19 protein-coding genes are annotated in these 21261 nt (G+C 59.7%); 8 read left to right on the plus strand and 11 right to left on the minus strand.

What is annotated here, in order from left to right; genetic code table 11:
* Positions 1–348: 348 nt before the first annotated feature.
* Positions 349–1275: a LysR family transcriptional regulator gene (locus tag ACYZT6_RS24725; RefSeq protein ID WP_462029005.1), complete on the plus strand. Its 927-nt coding sequence runs from the start codon at positions 349–351 to the stop codon at positions 1273–1275.
* Here ACYZT6_RS24725 and ACYZT6_RS24730 read toward each other — a convergent pair.
* The 7 genes from ACYZT6_RS24730 to ACYZT6_RS24760 all read right to left on the minus strand — a co-directional run bounded on the left by ACYZT6_RS24730 (position 1192) and on the right by ACYZT6_RS24760 (position 6257).
* Positions 1192–1509 (minus strand): AzlD domain-containing protein, encoded by a 318-nt coding sequence (locus ACYZT6_RS24730; RefSeq protein WP_010464672.1) that lies wholly within the window; start codon positions 1507–1509, stop codon positions 1192–1194. The two genes, ACYZT6_RS24725 and ACYZT6_RS24730, sit on opposite strands and share 84 nt — an antisense overlap.
* Positions 1488–2204 (minus strand): AzlC family ABC transporter permease, encoded by a 717-nt coding sequence (locus tag ACYZT6_RS24735; RefSeq protein WP_462029006.1) that lies wholly within the window; start codon positions 2202–2204, stop codon positions 1488–1490. The genes ACYZT6_RS24730 and ACYZT6_RS24735 overlap by 22 nt, the downstream gene beginning before the upstream one ends.
* Positions 2201–2614, minus strand: a complete 414-nt coding sequence (locus ACYZT6_RS24740) for a GNAT family N-acetyltransferase (protein ID WP_461989147.1) — start codon at positions 2612–2614, stop codon at positions 2201–2203. Before ACYZT6_RS24740 ends, ACYZT6_RS24735 begins: the two co-directional genes overlap by 4 nt.
* Positions 2615–2660: 46 nt before the next feature.
* A complete protein-coding gene (locus ACYZT6_RS24745) occupies positions 2661–3410 on the minus strand; it encodes a 2OG-Fe dioxygenase family protein (protein ID WP_462029007.1) in 750 nt (249 codons plus the stop codon).
* 233 nt (positions 3411–3643) lie between these two features.
* Positions 3644–4930: an OprD family porin gene (locus tag ACYZT6_RS24750; protein WP_462029008.1), complete on the minus strand. Its 1287-nt coding sequence runs from the start codon at positions 4928–4930 to the stop codon at positions 3644–3646.
* Positions 4931–5172: 242 nt separating this feature from the next.
* Positions 5173–5568, minus strand: coding sequence for a nuclear transport factor 2 family protein (locus ACYZT6_RS24755; protein ID WP_462029009.1), 396 nt, complete (start codon positions 5566–5568; stop codon positions 5173–5175).
* A 17-nt stretch (positions 5569–5585) separates the two neighbouring features.
* Positions 5586–6257 carry a DsbA family protein gene (locus tag ACYZT6_RS24760; RefSeq protein WP_462029010.1) on the minus strand — a complete coding sequence of 224 codons (672 nt, stop codon included), beginning with the start codon at positions 6255–6257 and terminating at the stop codon, positions 5586–5588.
* 244 nt (positions 6258–6501) lie between these two features.
* Between ACYZT6_RS24760 and ACYZT6_RS24765 the strand changes: the two genes are divergently transcribed.
* Positions 6502–8592 carry a TonB-dependent receptor gene (locus ACYZT6_RS24765; protein WP_462029011.1) on the plus strand — a complete coding sequence of 697 codons (2091 nt, stop codon included), beginning with the start codon at positions 6502–6504 and terminating at the stop codon, positions 8590–8592.
* A gap of 212 nt (positions 8593–8804) precedes the next feature.
* Here ACYZT6_RS24765 and ACYZT6_RS24770 read toward each other — a convergent pair whose 3' ends face one another.
* From ACYZT6_RS24770 to ACYZT6_RS24785, 4 genes are all read right to left on the minus strand, one after another.
* On the minus strand, positions 8805–9017 hold the full coding sequence (locus ACYZT6_RS24770; RefSeq protein ID WP_094469623.1) for a hypothetical protein: 213 nt from the start codon (positions 9015–9017) through the stop codon (positions 8805–8807).
* Between the two features lie 245 nt (positions 9018–9262).
* Positions 9263–10369, minus strand: a complete 1107-nt coding sequence (gene aguA / locus ACYZT6_RS24775) for an agmatine deiminase (RefSeq protein ID WP_462029012.1) — start codon at positions 10367–10369, stop codon at positions 9263–9265.
* A gap of 4 nt (positions 10370–10373) precedes the next feature.
* Entirely contained in the window at positions 10374–11252 is an 879-nt protein-coding gene (aguB, locus tag ACYZT6_RS24780) for an N-carbamoylputrescine amidase (RefSeq protein WP_462029013.1), read from the minus strand.
* A gap of 307 nt (positions 11253–11559) precedes the next feature.
* Positions 11560–14472, minus strand: coding sequence for an aminotransferase (locus ACYZT6_RS24785; protein WP_462029014.1), 2913 nt, complete (start codon positions 14470–14472; stop codon positions 11560–11562).
* A 175-nt stretch (positions 14473–14647) separates the two neighbouring features.
* Here ACYZT6_RS24785 and rfbB point away from each other — a divergent pair, with 175 nt between their 5' ends.
* From rfbB to ACYZT6_RS24815, 6 genes are read left to right on the plus strand one after another with little or no spacing between them, the layout of a single operon-like run.
* Positions 14648–15730 (plus strand): dTDP-glucose 4,6-dehydratase, encoded by a 1083-nt coding sequence (gene rfbB / locus ACYZT6_RS24790; protein ID WP_462029015.1) that lies wholly within the window; start codon positions 14648–14650, stop codon positions 15728–15730.
* On the plus strand, positions 15727–16602 hold the full coding sequence (gene rfbA / locus ACYZT6_RS24795) for a glucose-1-phosphate thymidylyltransferase RfbA (protein ID WP_462029016.1): 876 nt from the start codon (positions 15727–15729) through the stop codon (positions 16600–16602). The genes rfbB and rfbA overlap by 4 nt, the downstream gene beginning before the upstream one ends.
* Positions 16599–17144 carry a dTDP-4-dehydrorhamnose 3,5-epimerase gene (gene rfbC, locus ACYZT6_RS24800; RefSeq protein WP_462029017.1) on the plus strand — a complete coding sequence of 182 codons (546 nt, stop codon included), beginning with the start codon at positions 16599–16601 and terminating at the stop codon, positions 17142–17144. Before rfbA ends, rfbC begins: the two co-directional genes overlap by 4 nt.
* Positions 17141–18010, plus strand: a complete 870-nt coding sequence (rfbD, locus tag ACYZT6_RS24805) for a dTDP-4-dehydrorhamnose reductase (protein ID WP_462029018.1) — start codon at positions 17141–17143, stop codon at positions 18008–18010. Before rfbC ends, rfbD begins: the two co-directional genes overlap by 4 nt.
* A gap of 36 nt (positions 18011–18046) precedes the next feature.
* Positions 18047–19855: a sensor histidine kinase gene (locus tag ACYZT6_RS24810; RefSeq protein ID WP_462029019.1), complete on the plus strand. Its 1809-nt coding sequence runs from the start codon at positions 18047–18049 to the stop codon at positions 19853–19855.
* Complete coding sequence (locus ACYZT6_RS24815; protein ID WP_462029020.1) at positions 19852–21246, plus strand: sigma-54-dependent transcriptional regulator; 1395 nt, start codon at positions 19852–19854, stop codon at positions 21244–21246. The genes ACYZT6_RS24810 and ACYZT6_RS24815 overlap by 4 nt, the downstream gene beginning before the upstream one ends.
* Positions 21247–21261: the final 15 nt, after the last annotated feature.

Below are 21261 nucleotides of genomic sequence, written 5' to 3' on the forward strand. Positions count from 1 at the left end.
GCGATTTGAGTATTGGATGGAAATCAGGCGAATCCCTTTTGTGACTGGGAGACTTCTGATATCCGTGTAGAGGACGGCATGCTTGGCGTAAGAAATGGCGTGGTTGTGTGTAAATAATCCCAAAAAAAATGCCCAAACCTCCCGGTCCGAGCATTTTTTTGCCCCTGATCACCCGCCCCTCCCCAAAAACCTCGACTCTATGTAAGCCTCCAGCCATCGGACGCAGCATCATTTCGCTACTAAACTCGGGACAAGCGTGTTCATGTGCAGGATTATAGCCAGCACGTATCGCCCAACCGACGGCCAGGTACTCAACAATAGCCAGCCCACTTTAGAGGGCATTACCCAATGGATAGCAGAACCCTACGCAACCTGATGCGCATTGTGCAGACCGGCTCTTTGTCGGCGGCGGCAGAGCATTCCTGTTTAACCGTGCAGGCGTTGGCCGCGCAGTTGAACAAGGTCGAAGAGCAGTTCGGTTTTCGGTTGTTTCGTCGCTCCAACAAGGGGTTGACCCTGACCCCGCAGGGCACGGAACTCACGCCTTACATGGACAAGGTGTTGGTCGCCACGCGGCAACTGGAAGAAAAAGTGGCCGCGCTGAAGGTGCCTGGGCAGCGCACGCTCAAGGTGGCGCTGAACACGACGCTGTCGGCTGACTTCAATCGGCGAATGATCGGACGCCTGATTGAGGTGTTTCCCGTCTATCAGCTGGAATTCAGCTACGCCGAGTCGATGGAAAACCTCAGCAAGTTGAAGAATGAAGACTTTGACCTGGCCGTGTTGATCGGCCCGCAGAAGCCGGGGTTGCCCAGCATCATCCTGCCCGATGTCCAGGTGCAGGTGGTCGGTGCGCATTGCGGTCAGGAACATGATCCGCTGGTGTTGCTCGGCAACAAGTTTCAGGTGCGTCCGGCGGACGATTGTCCGTATTCCCACAGCTTCCTGCGCTTTCTCGATGCCGGTCTGGGCAATTACGAATCGGGCAAGCGGATGGTTTACTCGTGCAGCGAAACCCTGACGCTGTCGTTGATCACGCAAATGGACGGCCTCGGCATGGTCTCGCGGGACGCAGCCCAGCGTAACGGCCTGACCATTTTCCCCGGTTTCGAGGATGCCCTCGAAGTGCGGCTGGCGATCAACAATCCGGAGTTGTCGGGTCAGGCCTTGCACGATGTGGTCGACCTCCCGCTACATGAACGAGCCGAGCGCAATGTACGCAGCCGTTCCCACCGCAACGGAGAGAAAGAGGTTTTTGCTGAAATACGCACATAACAACGTCGGAATCGCGGCATAAAATTCCGGGCGATCGAGCTGCACATGCTGATCCTTGATCAACAACGGCGTGAGGCTGATTGCAGCGACGATCGCCACCGGCAGGTATTCCAGCGCCCGGGCGACGAAGGGCGGCCAATGGTCGGTGTTCACTTGCAGCGGCAACGCGCGCGGCAGGAAGGTCACGGCCATCATCAGCACGACGACCAGGATCAGGAACGTTTGGTCAGGCATACACCCACCCCGCAGCCCACGAATGTGGCAATAAATACGTTGAAGGGCGAGCTGCCGACCAGGCTCAGCGCGCCCATGCAAGCGACGGCGGCCAGCGCAGCGATGAGTTTGTTACGTGTGTTGCACAGCGACACCAGCACGTAAAGCATCATCGCGGTCAGCGCGTAGTCGAGCTGATACTGGATCAAGTGCGCCGCGTACTGAGCGCAAATCGCCCCCAGCAAACCGCCGAGCACCCACGAGGTGTGGCAGTAAAGATTGAAACCGATCAGGTAACGCACGTTGACGGGCGATCCCTTGCCCAGTTTGACGCTGTGAAAGGCGAACGACTCATCGGTCAGCCCGCCCGCGTAACACCAACGCTCAAACCGACTGAGACCCATTGCCTGCAACGCCTTGGCCATGTAGACCGACATCAGCATGTGCCGCGCATTGATCAGAAACGTGGTGAGGATGATGGTGGTGAGCGAAGCGCCGCTGGAAATCAGCGCCAGGGCGGCAAACTGTGAAGCGCCGGCATACACGAACAGGCACATGGCGACCGGCAGCCACACGGGCAACCCGGCATTCACCGCCATCAAACCGAACACAAACGACACCGTGAAGTAACCCGCAACCACCGGGCTGGCTTCGGCGAAAGTGCGCGACGCGTGCGGCTCGACCATCAGCGGCTGGCTGCTGGACGTCTCATTCATAGGTCCCTCTCAAATGTTCTTTCGCCGCGCGGTTCGCAAAAACCCTGGGCACTCCAAAAGCGTTGGCCGGCAAGGTTAGCATCGTCGACAAACAGGAACATCCGCAGCACGCCCACACGTTTCATATCGGCCGACGCGGATTCAACCAGTCGTTGACCGACGCCTTGGCTGCGATACAACGGGCTCACTGCCAAATGGTTGATCGTGCCGCGACTGCCGAGCATTCCGCCCAACACCGCGCCGACGATTTCGCCGCTGGCATCCAGTGCGATAAACGCAGTAGTGGTCTTCTGCACGAGCACACTGCGCAGGCATTTGGCGTCCTGCCATTCACAGAAAGATACTTCTTCGAATTGTCGAAAGAAGCGTTCCAGGCGCTGTGCATCCTTGGCCGTGGTGCGCCGCAACATCACCGGTGCAGGGCACTCGGCGAGGTTGGTCACGGTGTTGTACTGTTCAGCGAACAATGTCGAAAGCGGTCCCGGGCCGCGAGAAAGAGATCGCCAGAATCTGCCGGTACGCCATGTCGTGAGAATGGGTGTTGCGTGCCGGTGTCACGTAGTGACGCATGTCGCGATCGAGAAAATAGGTGGTGTCGAGGATTTCCTGGTACGTCGTCGAGGCCAGGTGTTCCTGGTTTTCCGTGTCGTATAAACGACTCTCCGCCCCTTCAACGTTATTGCGTCCCCAGAAGTGCACGCCGCTGAACGGATATCCGTCGCAGTGAATCCCCTCCGGGGTGATTTCCAGTTGTTTGCCAGGCTTGATCTCGATGCGGATCTGATGAATCTGGCATTGCCAGATTTCCTCGTGCAACTCAGGTGGCAAAACGTTTTTGTACACTTCGAAGTCGGTGTCGATCAGGCTGCGCATCACCGGTGAACTGATGATCTCATCGGAGAAATCCTGGAAGTGCCGAACCATTCCGCCAACGTAGCTGTTGTTGGCCTTGGACTGAACATAAGCGCGGTGTTCCAGCTGCTTCAGGTCGCGCGTGACCGGGTTGTACTCAAAATCGCTGTAGCGACGATAACGCATGCCCGCCTCGGCCTGACCGTAGTAACTGTCCGGCTCCATGTTTTCCCAACTTCTGGTCAATCTGACGAAATCGTTGAAATGACCGAAAAGATTGAAGTCAGCACCCTGGACGTTGGCATATTTGTCACGCCGTAGAAATTCGCCCACTTCTTTGTTCAAAACGATCATTTTCAAAAATCTCCGTACATTTAGCAGCCTAATCTAGAGAGCGCAGGATTTACGTCCATGAGAAAGAATTTGAGGCATATCAAGCGCTGCTTGAAACGGAGCATCACGTTGCTTTAAATCGACTTTTCACGATCGAAAATGGCCGTTTTATGCGTTTTTGAATGATTGTCACGCGAAAAAAAACCCCGAACCAGTCGGGGTTTTTTAGCGAGTGTTGAATACTCAATCGATCATCAGAAGATGTTGATCGGGTAATCCACGAACACACGCACTTCGTTGCCGCTGACGTTGTACTCGCTGGATTTCTGCGAGACGCGCAGGATCGAGCTGCGCAGTTTCACGCTCAGGTCTTTGGCCGGGCCGCTTTGCACCACGTACTTGAACTGGTTGAAGATTTCGCGCTCGGTGCCGCCTTCGCTGGTGGACGTGGTGATGTTGTCACCGCGCACGTAGGCGAAGTTGTAGCTCAGGCCAGGAACGCCGAATGCGGTGAAGTCCAGGCCGTAGCCCAACTGCCAGCTGCGCTCGTCTTCGGCGTTGAAGTCGGACCAGTAAGAGTTCGACAGGTAGATGGTGTTGCCGCCGTCGCCGACGCGACCTTGATCCTTCTGGTAACCGCCGTAGGCGTAGCCCAGGTTGCTGTCGCCGGTGCTGCGCTGGTGAGCGAGGGTGAACGAGTGCGGGCCGGTGGCGAAGGTCGCTGCCAGGCTCCAGATCTTGTTGTCGTCACCGGTGAGACCGTTTTCGCGGACGTAGGAATCATCCAGCTTGGTGCGGTAGCCGTTGAAGTCCAGGGTCAGGGACTGATCCTTGTCGATCGGGAACACGTAGTTGGCGTTCACGTATTGCTTCTTCAACACGTCTTCAACGTCGGATGCGTAGAGCGCAGCCTTGAATTGTTCGGTGAACTGGTAGCTACCGCCCAACACGTTGATCGACTTCAGGCCGCCACTGTCACGGCCTTCAGCGCTTTTGCGCGACTCGGCGGTGAAACGACCGGCGTTCAGCTCCAGGCCTTTGATTTCCCGGGAGGTGATCAAGGTGCCGGTGTAGCTTTCTGGCAGCAGGCGCACGTTGTCGTAGCTCAGCACCGGCAGGGCCGGCATCTGGTCGCCGTAGGTCAGCGTGGTGCTGGAGAGACGGAATTTGACTGCTGCGCCGCCCTTGGACAGGTCGTCAGCCGCGTTGCCGCTGTCGCCCTTTTTAAAAAAGTCGATGCCTTGAGCGCCGGTGCGACCCTTGCCGCCATCCAGACGCAGTGCGTACAGACCGAAAGCATCCACACCGACACCGACGGTGCCTTGGGTGAAGCCAGACGAGAACGTACCGATGGCCGCTTGGCCCCATTCGGCTTTGTCCGGGTTGCCGTCTTTGTAATCACGATTCATGTAGGCGTTGCGCAGCAGCACTTTGAGGCTGCTGTCTTCAACAAATCCCTTGGATTCGGCCTGGTCGTTAGCCATGGCCTGTGTAGCGCTCAACATCCCCAGAGCGATCAGGCTGATTCGCTTATTCAACATTTTGTTCTTTTCCTTATTACCGGTTGATACGCGCTGTGGCGAACGGCTGAAATGGCGCTATCGCACTCTTTTTTCACCCCAAAACAAAAAGGCCCGCCCACGGGAAAATCGTGGCGGGCCTTTTTTATTATTTTATTGAGTCATGGCGGTTAGCCACAGGCGTTGGGCGAATGCTAGCCGTGCCCTGAAGGGTGTGTCAATTTCATGAATCGTCTATGGAAAGCTGAAAATCGTCTAAGCAATTACTGGCCGGCAATCGCCAGTTGAACCGTATGGCTGTCGACGAACTGTTCGAAGTGGGTAACTTTGCCATCGGCCAGGGTCCACAAATGAGCAACGCGAGCATTCATCGGCAGGCCAGTAGCCTTGTAGATTCCGCTGTAATTACCGTAGGCAAACACCTTGTCGCCCTGTGCGACGTAGTCCTCGATCTTCAACTGAAAATCATCCCATTCGGTGGCCAGGCGCTTGAACACGTTTTCAACGATGGCATCGAAACCGACGTAGGTGCCGGCGTAAGGGAAGCCTGCGGATTCGGTCCAGCGGGCATCCGCGGCCAGGGCTGCCGCGGTGTTGCGTGCGTTTTCCTGGGAGTTGGCGCCTTCGTAGGTGCTTTTGATCAGGCTCAGGTTGTCCATGGTGACTCCGGATGAATTCAAGGGGCGCAGCCGTCGATGCCACAAGCTTGTTCGGGGGCTGACGAGGTTTGTGCGGGAAGCGATTGGCTTAACCATTGCGCGAACGCTTGCGGCTTGCCGAGCCAGGGGCCGATATCGACCAGGGTGAATTGGCCATCCTGTTCAAGGACGAAAGTCGGAAAACCCTGGCCGCCGACATTGGCCAAGAGTGCGCGGCTCTCTTTTATATGGCGATCGGTTTCCACTTCTTTGAATGCCAACTGTAAGGCTTGAGTTTCGAGGCCGATCTCGTTGGCAAGCTCCACCAAAACCGCCTCATCGGCGATGCGCCGACCTTCCACGTAGTGAGCCGTCTGCAAACGCCCCAGCAACTCAAGTCCGCGCCCCGCCAGCTGTTCGGCTGCCAGCACTGCCGCAATCGGCGGCGTGGAATCGAACACGGCCGTCCCATCGCGCAACAGACCTTCGAAATACGCGTCGCCGAATGGCTGGCCGGTGTACTCGGCGATGCGTCGGTCGTGGGGCATAACGTAGCTGCGCAGTTGTGGGGAAACGGTTTGGCGGTTGGCACCGCTCATCATGCCGCCGCCGTGAGAGACCACCGGCAGCACGCCTTGGGCCGCTTGCACCAACGGTTTGGCGCCGTAGCACCAGCCGCACAAAGGGTCGTAAATGTAATGAAGGATCATGGGAAGACTCCGGCAATCGATCAGGAAAATTCAGTGCCGGCAGACTAATCCTCTGACCATTGCGGAAAAACGCTGGAATGGCTTTCAGACTGTTTCATGAATCGGTCGAATAGCCGCTGTAGCAATCTCGACACAACTCGAAACAATCCAACAACAGAACTTTTCAAGAATAATTAACGAAAGTAAATAACAAGCATTACCATTCGCACCCTCGAATTCTTCCACCCTTTCGGATGCGCTTCAGATGCCTGCCCCCTTCCGCCTTACGCCCGTCACCCTTGGGCTTTCTGCTTTCCTGTCTGCTGGTTTCACCTGCGCCGCGACCACCGTTTTACCCGAAACCTCGATCAGTGCCGAAGCCGAAGCCGACGACCCACGCGTGAAGGAAACCAGCACCGCGACCCGCACCGCGACACCGGTCCGCTACGTACCTCAAGCCATCGACTCGATTAAAACCTCGAACGTCGTGGATTACGGCACCAATGATCTGGGCACTGCGCTAAGTGGCATCCCCAACGTCAGCAGCGGTGCCGATACGCGTTTCGACAGCCTGCGCATCCGCGGTTTCGACGCCAGCAACGACTTCTACCTCGATGGCATTCGGGACGACAGCCAATACGTGCGCGACTTGCACAACATCGAGCGTATCGAAGTCCTCAAGGGCCCGGCCGCCGTGTTATACGGCCGTGGCAGCCAGGGCGGGATCGTCAACCGGGTCAGCAAACTCCCCGAGTTCGGCCGCCGTTCGACCGTCGAAGCCCAGGGCGGCAGCGATGATTTGCGCAGCCTTTATGCCGACCTCAGTACCGATCCGTCAGAGAACATCAGCCTGCGCCTGAACATGGGCAACATGGATCAGAACAGCTTCCGCGATGGCGTCAGCGGCAATCGCCAACTGTTCGCGCCGTCCATGAGCTGGCAACTGACGCCGGACCTGAACTGGTTGGTGCAGTACGAATACAGCCGCTACAACCGCACGCCGGATCGCGGTATCCCCGGCGTCAACGGACGCCCGGCAGACGTAGGACGCGATACGACCTACGGCAGCGAGCACGATTTCATCGACGACAAGTCGCAATCCCTGCGTTCCAAACTCAGCTATGAACTGAGCGACAACTGGCAGCTGCGCCACACCCTGGGCGTGTTCAAGCTCGACAGCGATTTCGACAACACTTACCTGACCGGTTACACCGCGCTCACGAATGTCACGCGCCAGCATTGGCAGCAGGATCTGACCACCCGCAACGTCTATAACAACGTCGAACTGGAAGGTGGTTTCAACACTTTCGGCCTGGAGCATCGCCTGCTGACCGGCATCGAGACTGGCAGCCAGCGCCGCGATCCGACCTTGTACAACGCGGCCACTTCCGGACCGGGCAGCTCACCGGTTCCGGCGCTGGACCTGTACAACCCCAATCGTGATTTGCGCCATACCGGGCGCATGCAGGTGTCCAGCGACAACCACACCGAAGTCGAAAGCCGTGCAGTGTACGTACAGGATCAATTGCGCCTGAACGATCAATGGCAACTGCTGGCCGGTTTGCGCTACGACACCTTCGACATCGAATCGACCAACAAGCTGCGCAACATTTCCGAAGATCGTGACAGCCACAGCACCAGCCCGCGTGTAGGCCTGGTCTGGACGCCGCTGCAGAATCATTCCTTCTATGCGTCCTGGACCAAGACGTTCTCGCCGGTGGGTGGCGGTTTGATCGGCATCACGCCGGGCGTTGCCGGCAACAGCAACGATTTGAGCCCGGAGCTGACCAAGCAGAAGGAAATCGGTGTGAAGAGCGACTGGCTCGACGACCGCCTGAGCACCACCCTGGCGATCTACGAGCTGGAACTCTACAACCGCCGCACCAGCGATCCGCTCAACCCGACCATCACGTTGCTCTCGGGCCTGCAACGTTCCCGCGGGATCGAGCTGACCGGCACCGGCAGAATCGCCGGCAACTGGTACGTGCGCGGTGGCGTGGGCGTGCAGGACGCGACGGTCGAGAAGGACAACAACGGCTTTGAAGGTAAGCGCATCAGCAACGTGGCCAAGCACAACGGCAGCCTGTTCCTGACCTGGAAACCGGAAATGGGCTGGTATGCGGAGACCGGTTTGACCCTGGTGGGCCAGCGTTATGCCGACAACCTCAACACCGTCGTGCTGCCGGGTTATGGCCGTTGGGATGCACTGGCCGGGTTCCGGCAGAAGGACTGGGACTTGCGCGCAGCGCTGAACAACATCAGCGACAAGACCTATTACGCGTCGGCCACCAGCGCCGCGCAGATTCAACCGGGCGAACCGCGCAGCCTGGTGGTGACTGGCACCTACAGTTTCTAAACACGCCAAAACCGGCGTGAACGACACCAATCCCCTGTGGGAGCGAGCCTGCTCGCGATAGCGGTGGATCAATCAACATCGATGTTGACTGTCAGACCGCCATCGCGAGCATGCTCGCTCCCACAGGGGTGGTGTGTTGTTCACAAAACCATCGCCCATAAAAAAGCGCCGCCATCCCGGCAGCGCTTTTATCAATCCTTTGTTTTTTCTTCTTATCCTTCCATCACATCCCACAACGCTTCCAGCTCCGCCTCGCTGAATAAACCAGCGGGGTAACGCTCGATCATCATCCGGCGCGGATCAGGTTCTCTGATCTGACGCGTTCCATTGGACTTCAACCAGTGCGCCAGGACCTGGAGCGATTCGCTGTTTACTGCCAGGGGATGCAACGCCCGCTCGCTCACTACGTTCACTTCGGCGTTCATTTCAGCGCTCTCTCCTGGTTCGTGAGCGGCTAACTTATCCAAGGTTTATGACAGAACATCGCAGTTCTCCCCCTCCCTGATTTACACCTTGGGAGATACAAGAGCTGTGCCAACGTTTCTGAACTGTCGACAAGCGGATACAAAGAAGCCCGCAGTCCTTTCGGGCTGCGGGCTTCATGATGAACGGCGAGGATAAACTTGAGCCTCAGTGGTTTTTCAACCGACTCAGGCTGTTACAACCCCACTCACTCGATGTGCGGTGCCGGTTGCTGTTGGGTAAGGCAGTGGATGTTACCGCCTCCCAGTAACAGTTCGCGGCCCGGCACCATCACTACCTCGTGCTGCGGGAACAGACCCTGCAAAATTTCTTTCGCCGGACCGTCCAGCGGGTCGTCGAAACTCGGCGCGATAATGCCGCCGTTGACGATCAGGAAGTTCACGTAGGAACCCGCCAGACGAACGGTCGGATTACGCTCCTGAGTCCCGTCCACCGGATCCACGCCAGCGCACTCTTCTTCGGTCGCATACAGCGGCCCCGGGATCGGCATCTTGTGCACCGTGAATGGGCGACCTTTGGCATCGGTGCTGCTTTCCAGCACCTTCATTGCTGCCTGGCAACGCGGGAAGTTCGGGTCCTGCGGATCATCGGTCCAGGCCAGCAATACTTCACCCGGACGCACGTAGCAGCAGAAGTTATCCACATGGCCGTCGGTTTCGTCGTTGAACAGACCGTCCGGCAACCAGATGATTTTATCCACAGCCAGATGGGCGCTGAGCACCGCTTCGATTTCCCCACGTTTCATGTGTGGGTTGCGATTGCGGTTGAGCAGGCATTCTTCGGTGGTGATCAGGGTGCCTTCGCCATCGACGTGGATCGAACCGCCTTCGAGCACGAAACCCTCAGTACGGTAGCGCTGGCTGCGCTCGATCTCAAGGATCTTGCCGCCCACCTGCGAATCACGATTCCACGGCGAATACAGACCACCGTCGAAACCGCCCCACGAGTTGAAGTCCCAGTTCACACCACGGACTTCGCCACTGTTATTGATGACGAACGTCGGACCGGTGTCGCGAACCCAGGCGTCGTCGCTGGACATTTCGACCACACGAATATTCGGCACGTCGAGACGGGCACGGGCGTTTTCGTATTGGCCGGCGGAGACCGCCACGGTCACCGGTTCGAAACGGGCAATGGCTTTTGCCACGGCCACATGGGCGGCTTGCGCGGGTTTGCCGCCCAGGCGCCAGTTGTCCGGGCGCTCCGGCCAGATCATCCAGGTTTGGGTTTGTGGCGCCCACTCGGCGGGCATGTAGAAGCCGTCGGCGCGCGGGGTGCTGTTTAAAGTGGTCATGCGATCAGGACTCCAGAGAACCGTCGAGGGTTTTGATCGCATTGTATAGGTTCGGGCGACGATCGCGGAACGACCCCCACGCACTGCGAATGTGCTCCAGCTCGTCGAGGTCGAAGCTCTGCACCAGCACGCCTTCTTCGGTCTTGTCGAGTTCCTGAACCTTCTCGCCGAACTGGTTGGCGATGAACGACGAGCCGTAGAACGTGATGTCGTAGCCGTCCTGTTCTTCGTTGCCGATACGGTTGCTGGCAATCAGCGGCATCAGGTTGGCGCCGGCATGACCTTGTTGCACGCGTTGCCAATGGTCACGGGAGGAAATGGTCTTGTCGTGCGGCTCGCTGCCGATGGCCGTCGGGTAGAACAGAATTTCTGCACCCAACAACGCCATGCTGCGGGCGCACTCCGGGAACCACTGATCCCAGCAGATACCCACACCGATTTTCGCGTAACGGGTGTTCCAGACTTTGAAGCCGGTGTCGCCCGGGTTGAAGTAATACTTTTCGTGGTAGCCAGGGCCGTCGGGGATGTGGCTTTTACGATAAATCCCGAGGTTGCTGCCGTCGGCATCGATGATCGCGATGCTGTTGAAACGCGCGCGGCCGGCCAGTTCATAGAAGCTGATCGGCAGCACCACTTGCAGTTCCTTGGCGACTTTCTGGAAGTGCTTGATGGCGACGTTGTCTTCGACCGTCGTGGCCAGTTGAAGGTAATCCGCGTTCGGCTTCTGGCAGAAGTACGGCGCCTCGAACAGTTCCTGGATCAGGATGATCTGCGCGCCTTTGGCCGCGGCCTCCCGGACCAGCCTTTCAGCGGTCTCGAGGTTGGCTTCAAGGTCCCAGGAACAGGCCATCTGGGTGGCGGCGACGGTAACGATACGGCTCATGAATCATCTCCGGGCAAGTGCTGATGGGTCGAGTGTGGCTTCGACCGATGACAGAAACGGGAAGCACGGGCGCGATGAGTCACGCCGTGAGCAATGGCGACTTTATAACCGATAAAAATCGGCTTTAAAAGCGGTTAATCTTCCATTCGTCTAGTTTTAAGCACTTAAACCCGATAACAATCGATGTTTTGTCGGGGTTTTTTAGGACGCCTTCGCGGGCAAGCCTCGCTCCTACAGGTCATGCGCCAATTTGAAATCACGCAATTTCTGTAGGAGCGAGGCTTGTCCGCGAAGGCGATATCAAGCCTTACAACCCTTCATCCAACACCTTCGCCAGCATGTCGACAAAGAAATCCACACTCCGGCGCGAGGTGACCATCGGCGGTTTGATCTTGAGCACGTTCAGATAATCCCCCGTCGGCTGCATGAAAATCCCCAACTCCCGCAAGCGATCACACAACGCCGTGGTTTCTTCGGTCGCCGGTTCCAAAGTTTCACGGTTGCGAATCAGCTCCACACCCAGATAGAACCCGGAACCATGCACCGCGCCCACCAGCGGATGAATATCGATCAGCGCTTCAAGCCGCTCCTTGAAATAGCCACCCACGACTTGGGCGTTTTCCCAAAGCTTCTCTTCTTCCATCACATCCAGCACCGCCATGCCGATCTGGCAACTGACCGGGCTGCCACCCGCCGACGAAAAGAAATAACCCTCGGCCTCCAGCGCCTCGGCGATTTCCCGGCGGGTGATTACCGCGCCCAATGGCTGGCCGTTGCCCATGCCTTTGGCCATGGTGATGATGTCCGGCACCACGCCCTGCTCTTCGAAGCCCCAGAAAAAATGGCCCATGCGCCCGTAACCGACCTGCACTTCGTCGGCGATACACACGCCGCCCTGCGCTCGAACCAGCGCATAGACCTGTTTCAGATAACCCGGTGGCAGCGAGATCCCGCCGGCATTGCCGTACACCGGTTCGCAGATGAAACCGGCCAACTGGCGTTTCTGCCCGGCGATTTTTGCCAGGTTGTGTTCCACGCTGCGCACGTAGTCCGGCGCACTGTCGAGGCCACGGAATTCGCCGCGATAGATATTCGGCGCGGTCACCGGATGCACCCAATCGGGACGGCTGCTCAAGGCTTTCGGGTTGTCGGCAATCGAGGTCGACACCGCGTCCGCGCCCACCGTCCAGCCGTGATAGGCCTCCAGCACGCTGAGCATGTCGCGACCGCCGCTATAGGCCCACGCCAGACGAATCGCCAAGTCATTGGCCTCGCTGCCGCTGTTGACCAGGAACACCCGGTCCATGCCCTCCGGCGACAACTTCAACAAACGCTCGGAAAACTCGGCCACCGCCGCGTAGTTGAAGCGCGAGTTGGTGTTGAGCAACGACCACTGACGGCTGGCCACCGCCGCCATGCGCGGATGACCGTGGCCAAGCACCGCGACGTTATTGAGCATGTCGAGGTAGGAGCGGCCCTGCATGTCGATCAGGTGATTGCGCCAGCCGCGCTCGATGCGTGGCGGGTCGACGTAATAGTGCTTCTGTGTCCGCGCGAAACTGGCGTCGCGGCGCGCCAGCAACGTCTGCGAATCGAGTTCGGCTTCAGCATCGCAAGCCAGCCCCAGCAACGTCGCCGGTGACGGGCACAACGCTTGCCACGCGGCAGCGCGAGACGGCGTGCAAAACAACGGCGCATCGAACGAAGCGCCTCGGCTCAACTGCACAATCACCGGCCCACTGACCGCACCCAGCACCTGACCTTTGACCAGCGCCGCGCCGCTGTGCAGCGACGGCGTCACGCCCCACAACCGCACGCTCAGTTGCGGACCGTCCAGTTGCAGCACACCCGCCGCCGGCTGATGAACCACGCCGGCAAACGGCGATTCGACCGCCGTGCCGTTTGGCACGCGCAACTCCACGTGCAACGGGCAGGTGTCGGGCTCTGCGGCGCTGTCCGGTTGGGTGCGGGACAAACGATATTGACCATACCGACTGGCAGCCAGACCGTGAGCCGCCGCTGCTTCAGTCAGCAGTCGCTGATCAATCCCCTCTTGCTCCCAGTTACCCGCCTCGAAATGCGGGCTCAGCACGCCCAGATCGATCAAGGCAAATTCACGCCCCACCAGGCTCGGCAGCAATGGCGCGAAACCTTCGCTGCCGATACCTGGCAGTGTCTGGCCGACGGACGTCAGAATCGCCGCTTCCATCAATTCCAGCGGCACCGACGTGGCAACGCGGAAGATCTCCCATTCATGGGTCAGGTTGTCGCGACTGTATTCATTGCCCGGATCAATGCTGACTTGCTGCTCGCCACTGAGCACCAGCACCGCCGCGCGCGCGACGATCAGCGGCCACAGCGCCAGCAGCTCTTCATGGGTTAGCGGATTGACGGCGTGATAAGCCTGGACCGCCGGCAAAATATAGAACGGATCGCCATCGGCGTGATGCAGCAACGCCGCGCAGGTGACCGACAGATCGGTAATGCGCCACGTGCGGATCAAGTCGCCGAAATCGATCACGCCCTGCAACTGCCAATGGCGTTGCGAGTCCCGCTGCCAGACCACGTTGTCGTCGGTGATGTCCATGTGAATCGCCTGCACCGGCAACTTGGCCACCAGCGGTCGCAAATGCCGCTCGGCCCGTCCGGCCGCCTCGGCGATCGACCGGCGTTGCGCGTCATCCTTGATGACTGGCAGCAAATGGCCGATCAGCGCGTTGGCGTGGCGGGCGTCCCATTGCAGCGTGCGCTCAAGGCCCGAATGCTCGAAGGCGGCCAGCGCCAGGTCCATTTCGCCGCAGAGCCGACCGAAACCGGCCACCACCGAACCGGGCAGGTGATCGAGGTGGGTCAGCGACTGGCCTTCGATGTAATCGAGCAGGCGCACATGCACGGCCTGACCACCGAGTTCCAGAGTGAGCAGGTCTGCACCGCTCTTGGAAGGAATCACTCGCGGCACATGCACGCTGGAGTGTTCCCCCAACTGCTTGAGCCCGGCATGCTGGGCCTGCAGTTCCAGCGCCGAATAATCACCACGGCAGATTTTCAGGACGAAACGCCCCTGGTCGCTGTCGACCCGAAAGTTGAGGTCCTGCTGGCTGCCCAGGGCGTGCAACGTTCCACTCAACCCGTAATGCCCCTCCAGCAGCTCTAGCGCTTGCTCCGCAGACACTTGCGGGCTGGGCAAACTGGCGCGGTGAATCAACGTGGCGAGCGGCATACAACGACCCCTGAAATTTTATTAGGCGCTTATATCGCCACTGCATCGGCCGATAATCAACCCCCGTCGGCGCCGCAAAAGCCAAATACGACCAACAACCCTCTTGCACCGCCCTGCTCCTGCCGACAAGCTATGCTCATTCGCTTTATCGTCTTACAGAAAAAGGCTGGCCAACATGCGTATTCTCATCACCGGCGGTGCCGGTTTCATTGGCTCTGCCCTGATTCGCCACCTGATTCGGCACACCGGGCATGAAGTGCTCAACCTGGACAAACTGACCTACGCCGGCAATCTCGAGTCGCTGACCAGCATTGCCACCGACACCCGTTACGAGTTCGTCCAGGCCGATATCGTCGACCAGGCAGCCGTGAGCGCGGTACTGGCACGTTTTCAGCCTCACGCGATCATGCACCTGGCGGCGGAATCCCATGTCGACCGTTCCATTGACGGTCCGTCGGATTTCATCCAGACCAATATCGTCGGTACATACAGTCTGCTGGAGGCGACTCGCGCTTACTGGCTGACGCTGGCCGAGCCGGAAAAAAGCGCCTTCCGCTTCCATCACATCTCCACCGACGAGGTCTACGGCGACCTGCACGGCGTCGATGATCTGTTTACCGAAACCACGCCTTACGCGCCGAGCTCGCCGTATTCCGCCAGCAAAGCGGCGTCCGACCACCTGGTTCGCGCCTGGCAACGCACCTACGGCCTGCCGGTATTGCTGACCAATTGCTCGAACAACTACGGGCCGTTCCACTTCCCCGAAAAACTGATCCCGCTGGTGATCCTCAACGCCTTGGCTGGAAAGCCGCTGCCGGTTTACGGAAACGGCCTGCAAGTGCGCGACTGGCTGTTTGTCGAAGATCACGCCCGGGCGCTGCTCAAAGTGGTCACCGAAGGTGTGGTCGGCGAGACCTACAACATTGGCGGTCACAACGAGCAAAAGAACATCGACGTGGTGCGTGGCATCTGCACGCTGCTCGAAGAACTGGCGCCGAACAAGCCTGAAGGCGTGGCGCACTTCGCCGACCTCATTACCTTCGTCCAGGACCGTCCTGGCCACGATCTGCGTTACGCGATCGACGCGAGCAAGATCGAGCGCGAACTGGGTTGGGTGCCTGAAGAAACGTTCGAAACCGGCCTGCGCAAAACCGTTCAGTGGTACCTGGATAACCTTGAATGGTGCCGCCGTGTTCAGGACGGCAGCTATCAGGGCGAACGCCTGGGCGCCATCAATACCAAGGAGCTGCTCGCATGATGAAAGGTATCGTTTTGGCCGGTGGCTCCGGCACGCGTCTGCACCCGATCACGCTCGGCGTCTCCAAACAGCTGTTGCCGGTGTACGACAAACCGATGATCTACTACCCGATCTCGGTCCTGATGCTGGCCGGCATCAAAGATATTTTGTTGATCTCCACGCCACAGGATCTGCCGCAGTACCGCAACCTGCTGGGTGACGGTAGTCAGTTCGGCGTCAATTTCAGCTACGCCGAGCAGCCGTCGCCGGACGGTTTGGCCCAGGCCTTTCTGATTGGCGAAGAATTTATTGGCGATGACCCGGTGTGCCTGATCCTCGGCGACAACATCTTCCACGGCCAGCACTTTGGCGAGCAGTTGAAGAACGCCGCAAAACGTCCCTCCGGCGCCACCGTGTTCGGCTATTGGGTCAAGGATCCGGAGCGCTTCGGCGTGATTGATTTCGACAGCGAAGGCCGTGCCCTGTCGATCGAAGAGAAACCGAAAAAACCGAAATCCAGCTATGCCGTGACCGGCCTGTATTTCTACGACAACGATGTGATCGACATCGCCAAAGCGGTGAAGCCTTCGCCTCGCGGCGAGCTGGAGATCACCGACGTCAACAACGCTTACCTCAAGCGCGGTGACCTGCAGGTCGAGCGCTTCGGCCGCGGTTTTGCCTGGCTCGACACCGGCACCCACGACAGCTTGCTTGAAGCCTCGCAGTACGTGCAGACCATCGAACACCGCCAAGGCCTTAAAGTCGCTTGCCTTGAAGAAATCGCCTATGAAAATGGCTGGATCAGCCGCGAGCTGTTGCTGGAGCGCGCCAGCTATTTCGGCAAGACCGGTTATGGTCAGTATCTGTTCATGCTGGCCGGGGAAGAACAATGAATGTGATTGAAACCACTCTGCCCGGCGTGCTGATCATCGAGCCAAAGGTGTTCGGTGACGAGCGCGGCTTTTTCTACGAAAGTTTCAATGCCAAGGCGTTTGAAGAAGCGACAGGCCTGGACACGCAGTTCGTTCAGGACAACCATTCCCGCTCGCAGAAAGGCGTGCTGCGTGGCCTGCACTATCAGCTGGAAAATACCCAGGGGAAACTGGTGCGGGTGACCGTCGGTGAAGTGCTCGACGTCGCGGTGGACATCCGTCGCAGCTCGCCGCATTTCGGTCAGTGGGAAGCGGTGCGCCTGTCCGCAGAAAACCGTCGTCAACTCTGGGTGCCGGAAGGCTTCGCCCATGGGTTTGTGGTGCTGAGCGATTTCGCCGAGTTTCTCTACAAGACCACCGACTACTACGCGCCGTCCGCCGAGCGTTGCATTCGCTGGGACGATCCGACCCTTGCCATCGACTGGCAACTGGATGAAGCGCCCAAGCTGTCGGCCAAGGATCAGAACGGCAAAAGTCTGGAAGAGGCTGACTTGTTTCCATGAGAATTCTTATCAGCGGTCAGCACGGTCAGGTTTCACGTGAATTGCAGCTGCGTTTGGCTGCTGTTGGCGAGTTGGTGGTTTTGGGGCGCGATCAACTCGATCTCGCTCAGCCGCAGCAGATTCGCCAGCAGGTGCAACGGGTGCGCCCGGACCTGATCATCAACGCGGCGGCTCACACAGCGGTCGATCAGGCGGAAAGCGAGCCGGAGCTGGCGTTTGCCATCAACGCGACCGGCCCGGGCGTTTTGGCCGAAGAAGCGCTGGCGCTGGGCATCCCGCTGATTCACTACTCCACCGATTACGTGTTCGACGGCAGCAAAGCCGAGCCGTACAACGAAGCCGACGCGCCCAACCCGCTCGGCGTCTACGGCAACAGCAAGCTGGCTGGCGAGCAAGCGATCACCGATGTACAAGGCCAGCACCTGATCCTGCGCACCAGTTGGGTCTACTCCACCCACGGCCGTAATTTCCTGCTGACCATGCAGCGCCTGCTGCAAGAAAAACCGGAGATGCGCATTGTCGCTGACCAGATCGGTGCACCGACCTGGGCCGGCACCATCGCTGTCAGCACACTCGCATTAATCGAACGCTGGAAAGCAGGACAAGCCGGTGCTTGGGGCACTTATCACCTGACCGCTCAGGGCGAAACTTCCTGGTTCGGTTTCGCCCAAGCCATCGGCCAAGCGCTGCGGGAACAGGGCAAGCCTTGCGCCAACCTGCTGCCGATCCCTTCCAGCGACTATCCGACACCGGCCGCCCGGCCACTGAACTCGCGCCTGGATTGCAGCCGCCTGCAACGCGAATGGGGCGTCAGTCAGCCTGACTGGCAAACCGCGCTGCGCGAGTGTCTTGCCGAGCAAGCCTAGGCATAATGCGCCTGTACCCACAGGCGCCCGATGCTCATGACTCCGACTCTCCCCCGCAGACCCCGCTGGCGCAGCCTCGCACTGCTTGCGCTGTGCCTGGCGCCGTTGCTGTGGCCGCTGGAGCACCTGGCCGAACGTTATTACCGCAGCGAACTGGCCGGGCAGAACCGTCAGACCCTCGACCTTTACGTCGCCAACCTGCTGGGCACGCTGCACCGTTATGAAGTGCTGCCACAGATCCTCGGCGATCTGCCGGCCTTGCGCGCGGCGCTCGGGGCGCCGGACGACAGCGTCACCCAGGGCAATGCCAATCGCCTGCTGAAAAACATCAGCGCCCAGACTGGCGCCGAGGTCATGTACCTGATGGACACCACGGGCAAGACCCTGGCGGCGTCGAACTGGGACAAACACGACAGTTTTGTCGGCCGCAATTTCTCCTTCCGTCCGTATTTCAGCGAAGCCATGGCCGGACGGCTCGGGCGCTTTTTCGGCTTGGGGACGACCTCGGCCAAACGCGGCTATTTCTTCGCCGCCGCCGTGCGCAACGGCGAGAAAATCATCGGCGTGCTGGTGGTCAAGGTCGACCTGGATCACACCGAAAGCCTCTGGGGCAAAACCCCGGAACAACTGCTGCTGACCGACCATAACGGCGTGGTCATCCTTACTTCGCGGCCTGAATGGCGATTCCGCTCGACCCGCCCCTTGAGCGAAGCAGAAAGTACAGCGATCACCGCGATCCAACCGTACCCGACCCGCGATCCGAAACCGTTGGAGCTGAACCCCAACGCCTGGCTGACCCAAACCCAGCAGATCGCGGAAACCGGCTGGAACGTCAGCATTCTCGCCCCACGCACCCTGATCGACCGCCCGGTGCGCACCGTCGTCGCCATCGGCGGCGCGACGTTGCTGGTCCTGATGCTGCTGCTCGGCCTGATGATGCAGCGCCGCCGCCATTACCTCGAACGCATCGCCTTCGAGGCCAAGGCCCGGCGCGAGCTGGAAGGCCGGGTCGCCGAACGGACCAGCGACCTCGAAGGCCTCAACCGTCGACTGAAACAGGAAGTGTTGGAACGCGAACACGCCCAGCAGGAACTGGTGCGCGCCCAAGACGACCTGGTCCAGGCCGGCAAGTTGTCGGCGCTGGGGACGATGTCCGCGAGCATCAGCCACGAATTGAATCAACCGCTCGCCGCCATTCGCAGCTACGCGGAAAACGCCGAAGTGTTGCTCGACCATCAGCGCACCGACGACGCCCGCGGCAACCTCAAGTTGATCAGCGAACTGACCGGGCGCATGGCGTCGATCATTGCTCATCTGCGCGCCTTCGCCCGGCGCGATCGCCATGCGCCGGAAAGCGTCGCCCTGCAACCGGCGCTGGATGACGCGTTGGCGTTGCTGGCCAAGCGGCGGCGCAGCATGGAAGTCGAGTTGATCCGTGATTTACCGGCCGCCACGTTGTGGGTCGAGGCCGGGGAAACCCGTCTGCGTCAGGTGCTCGGCAACCTGTTGGCCAATGCCCTCGACGCGCTGACCGAAAAAGGCCCGCCGCGTAAACTCTGGTTGAGTGCCCAATCCACCGAAGACGGCGTCACTCTGTACATTCGCGACAACGGCCCCGGCTTTTGCATGGAAGCCCTTGGTCGCGCCAGCGAGCCCTTCTACACCACCAAGACCCGCACCCAGGGACTTGGCCTGGGGCTGGCGATTTGCGAAACCCTGATGCGCGCCTTCGGTGGTGAACTGTCGTTCGCCAACCACAAGGAAGGCGGCGCCCTGATTACCCTGAAGCTGCGCGCAGGCGCACCGGGTGTGAGCCTTCAACCGTCCGAGGACCGAAGTGCATGACCATCGATAACCGTGTCCAGGTCGTGCTGATTGACGACGATCCCCACCTGCGTCAGGCCTTGAGCCAGACGCTGGACCTGGCGGGCCTGAAAATTCTGCCGCTGGGCGAAGCGAAAGGCCTGGCCGGGCAACTGGAGCGCGACTGGCCGGGCGTGGTGGTCAGCGACATCCGCATGCCGGGCATGGACGGCCTCGAATTGCTGACCGAACTGCATGCTCAGGACCCGGAGCTGCCGGTGCTGCTGATCACCGGCCACGGCGATGTGCCGCTGGCCGTCCAGGCCATGCGCGCCGGGGCTTATGACTTTCTGGAAAAACCTTTCGCCAGCGACGCACTGCTCGACAGCGTACGCCGCGCCTTGGACTTGCGCCGCTTGGTGCTGGACAACCGCAGCCTGCGTCTGGCCCTGAGCGATCGAAATGAACTGAGCACCCGACTGGTCGGGCAATCGGCGCCGATGCTGCGCTTGCGTGAGCAAATTGGCGCGCTGGCGGCGACCAAGGCCGACGTGCTGATCCTCGGCGAAACCGGTGCCGGCAAAGAAGTCGTGGCCCGGGCGCTGCACGATTTGTCGAGTCGCCGCAGCGGTCCGTTCGTGGCGATCAACGCCGGGGCGTTGGCCGAGTCGGTGGTGGAAAGCGAGCTGTTCGGTCACGAGCCCGGTGCGTTCACCGGCGCGCAAAAACGCCGTATCGGCAAGTTCGAATTCGCCAACGGCGGCACGTTGTTCCTCGATGAAATCGAAAGCATGAGCCTGGACGTGCAGGTGAAATTGCTGCGCTTGTTGCAGGAGCGGGTGGTCGAGCGTTTGGGCGGCAATCAGCTGATCCCGCTGGACATCCGCATCATCGCGGCAACCAAGGAAGACCTGCGCCAGTCCGCCGATCAAGGGCGCTTCCGTGCCGACTTGTATTACCGGCTGAACGTCGCGCCGCTGCGCATTCCGCCGTTGCGTGAGCGCGGCGAAGATGCGCTGATGCTGTTCCAGCATTTTGCCGACGAAGCCAGCGCCCGCCACGGCTTGCCGCCCCATGAACTGCAACCGGGGCAGCGCGCCCTGCTGCTGCGCCACACCTGGCCGGGCAATGTGCGGGAACTGCAAAACGCCGCCGAACGTTTTGCCCTGGGCCTGGAACTGGCCCTGGACAACAGCACTCCAGACGGCGCTGCCGGCATGACGGTCGAGGTGTTCAGCGGCGGCCTGAGCGAGCAAGTCGAAAACTTCGAGAAGAGCCTGATCGCCGCCGAACTGACGAGGCCTCACAGCTCCGTGCGCAGCCTCGCCGAAGCCCTCGGCATTCCGCGTAAGACCTTGCATGACAAACTGCGAAAACACGGCCTCAACTTCGCCGACGGTGGCGCCAGCAGCCACACCGACGAACTCGATTGAGCTACCGTCCAATCA

The sequence above is a fragment of the Pseudomonas sp. RT6P73 genome, assembly GCF_054897715.1.